At 36.7% G+C, this 2,739-nt stretch carries 4 protein-coding genes; all 4 read left to right on the top strand.

Features of this window, described 5'->3' with window-relative positions; translation table 11 throughout:
• Window positions 1–160 precede the first annotated feature (160 nt).
• Window positions 161–1,585 carry a PTS ascorbate transporter subunit IIC gene (locus NK213_RS19605; protein ID WP_253352476.1) on the top strand — a complete coding sequence of 475 codons (1,425 nt, stop codon included), beginning with the start codon at window positions 161–163 and terminating at the stop codon, window positions 1,583–1,585.
• Between the two features lie 28 nt (window positions 1,586–1,613).
• The gene (locus NK213_RS19600) at window positions 1,614–1,892 is read left to right on the top strand and encodes a PTS sugar transporter subunit IIB (protein WP_253352474.1); all 279 of its coding nucleotides are present in this window, start codon (window positions 1,614–1,616) and stop codon (window positions 1,890–1,892) included.
• An 18-nt stretch (window positions 1,893–1,910) separates the two neighbouring features.
• Window positions 1,911–2,351 carry a PTS sugar transporter subunit IIA gene (locus NK213_RS19595; RefSeq protein WP_253352472.1) on the top strand — a complete coding sequence of 147 codons (441 nt, stop codon included), beginning with the start codon at window positions 1,911–1,913 and terminating at the stop codon, window positions 2,349–2,351.
• 164 nt (window positions 2,352–2,515) lie between these two features.
• Window positions 2,516–2,739: orotidine 5'-phosphate decarboxylase / HUMPS family protein (locus tag NK213_RS19590; RefSeq protein ID WP_253352470.1), on the top strand; the 224-nt coding region annotated here is incomplete at its 3' end.

Below are 2,739 nucleotides of genomic sequence, written 5' to 3'. Positions count from 1 at the left end.
TGGAGTTTCACTTTGAGAGAGGATTTGAGGACTGTTTTACAATAGAGCCTGATTTACCTTTCAAGTCTATGCTGTAAGAACAAAATTTTCTGCTTAAAATGATGAAGTATAAAAATAGAGATTATAAAAATTTAATAAAAAAATTATGAGGTGGAAAAATATGGGATATTTAGAATTAATATGGCAAATCTTTGTGGATAACATACTTGGAAAACCAGAGTTTTTTATTGGTATTATAGTTTTCATCGGATATTTGCTTTTGAAAAAGCCTATTTATGAGGCATTTGCAGGTTTCATAAAAGGAACTGTAGGATATATGATCCTAAACGTAGGAGCAGGAGGTCTTGTAAGTACATTCAGACCTATTCTTGCAGGACTGAACGGAAGATTTGGTCTTAATGCGGCAGTAATAGATCCTTATTTTGGATTAAATGCGGTAAATACAGCACTTGAGTCAATAGGACTTACGAGTTCGTGGACCATGATATCTCTTCTTATAGGTTTCGTATTGAATATAGTACTTGTATTATTCAGACCGGTAACGAAAATACGTACATTATTTATAACAGGACATATAATGGTTCAGCAGGCAACAACGGCTACATGGATGATATTCTTCGCTTTTCCGCAGTACAGAAATGGAATAGGAGCAGTATTAATAGGTATATTCGTAGGAGTATACTGGGCAGTAGCATCGAATCTTACTGTGGGAGCTACACAAAGACTGACTGATAATGCAGGATTTGCAATAGGGCATCAACAGATGTTCGCAGTATGGTTTGCAGATAAAGTGGCAGCTAAAATAGGAAATCCTAAAAAGAGACTTGATGATATAAATCTTCCTAACTGGCTTTCTATATTTCATGACAATATAGTGGCAACAGGAACATTGATGCTTGTATTCTTCGGTGCGATTATGATAATACTCGGAGAGCCTTATTTAAGAGAAATAGACAAAACATTTGCAGCTAATATAGCATTCCCGACTTACATAATTTCAAAATCATTAATGTTCTCAGTATATCTTGCAGTGTTAATGATGGGGGTACGTATGTTCGTAGCAGAATTAACAGCATCATTCCAAGGGATTTCAAGCAGAATACTGCCGGGTGTTTTACCAGCGGTAGACTGTGCGGCAGTGTATGGTTTTGGTTCTCCAAATGCTGTATTGTTCGGGTTTGTGTGCGGTGCTCTTGGTCAGTTTCTGGCTATAGCAGGATTACTTATATTCAAATCTCCTATATTAATAATAACAGGATTCGTTCCGGTATTCTTCGATAATGCTACAATTGCAGTTTTCGCAGATAAACGCGGAGGAGCAAGAGCAGCAGCGATATTATCTTTTGCATCAGGAATACTTCAGGTTCTGGGCGGGGCACTGGCAATTATAATATTCGGTCTCAGCGGATTCGGCGGATGGCATGGAAATATTGACCAGAGTACGGTATGGGTAATTCAGGGTCTGGTAATAAACAAACTCCATCTGATAGGTTACATAATTGTAATAGCGTCTATGCTTGCTATACCATGGATTCAGTATAAAAGAGCAAGTACTCCGGAAAGTTATAACGAAAATTTAGAATAATAAAATTTGAGAAAAGAGTTGATTATATATGATGAAAGTTTTAGCAGTGTGCGGCAATGGAATGGGGACAAGCATGATCATGAAAATGAAAGTGGGAAATGTTCTTAAAAGATTAAATATTCCCGCACAGGTGGATTCATGCAGTATGGGAGAAGCTAAGTCGGCAATAGGAAGCTATGATTTGATACTGGCATCTGTTCATATAGCAAAAGAATTAGACGCAACAAAAGCAAAAATTATAGGACTTTTAAATCTTCTTGATGAAAAAGAGCTGGAAGAAAAGCTTAAAGAAGCAGGAATTGCTTAGGAGTAAAGGAGAGTAGATATGACATTATTGGAATCTTTAATAGAAAATAATTCTATACTATTAAAACAAAAAGCCGAAACATGGGAAGAGGCAGTAAATAAATGTATAAAACCGCTGGTAGATGCAGGAGCGGTAGAACAAAGATATCTGGACGCAATTATAAAAAAGACAAATGAACTGGGGCCGTTTTATATTCTGGCTCCGGGACTGGCAATGCCGCATGACAGACCGGAAAGCGGAGTAATAAAAGACAGTTTCAGCTTTGTTACACTGGAAAAGCCCGTTGTCTTTCCTGACGGTCAGGAAGTGGACATATTAATAGGTCTGGCAGCAACAAGTTCGGATATACATAATGAGGAAGCAATTCCGCAGATAGTAATGCTTTTTGATGACGAAGCGGCATTTGAAAAAATCAGAAGTGCAGAAAGTACTGATGAAATCATAGAACTTTTGAAATAAATACAACGTTTTTAAAAAGGGGGGATTTTATTGGTTATGAAGAGAATGAATATAAAAAAGGCAAATGAGGTTTTGGATATTCGACAGATAAATTATTCTGAAAATTTATAATATAAAAGTTTCAATTTATCAAAATATCTTAAATAAAATAACGGGAGGAAAATATGGCAAGACCATTATTACAGATAGCCCTCGATAATAATACATTAAGCGACGCTATAAGATCTATTTCACAGGTGGGGAATGAGGTTGATGTTATAGAAGCGGGGACTATACTATGTCTCGCAGAAGGAATGGAGGCAGTAAGATGCCTTAGAGCTCTTTATCCGTCTAAAACAATACTTGCTGATACTAAATGTGCCGATGCAGGAGGAACTGTAGCTAAAAA

The sequence above is a fragment of the Sebaldella sp. S0638 genome, from assembly GCF_024158605.1.
Classification (GTDB): Bacteria; Fusobacteriota; Fusobacteriia; order Fusobacteriales; family Leptotrichiaceae; genus Sebaldella.
This window is presented reverse-complemented; position numbering and strand designations above follow the sequence as displayed.

Bases quoted from the DNA above. Each gene is read 5' to 3' on its own strand.
- NK213_RS19605 (WP_253352476.1), top strand. From the start codon at position 161: ATGGGATATTTAGAATTAATATGGCAAATCTTTGTGGATAACATACTT.
- NK213_RS19600 (WP_253352474.1), top strand. From the start codon at position 1,614: ATGATGAAAGTTTTAGCAGTGTGCGGCAATGGAATGGGGACAAGCATG.
- NK213_RS19595 (WP_253352472.1), top strand. From the start codon at position 1,911: ATGACATTATTGGAATCTTTAATAGAAAATAATTCTATACTATTAAAA.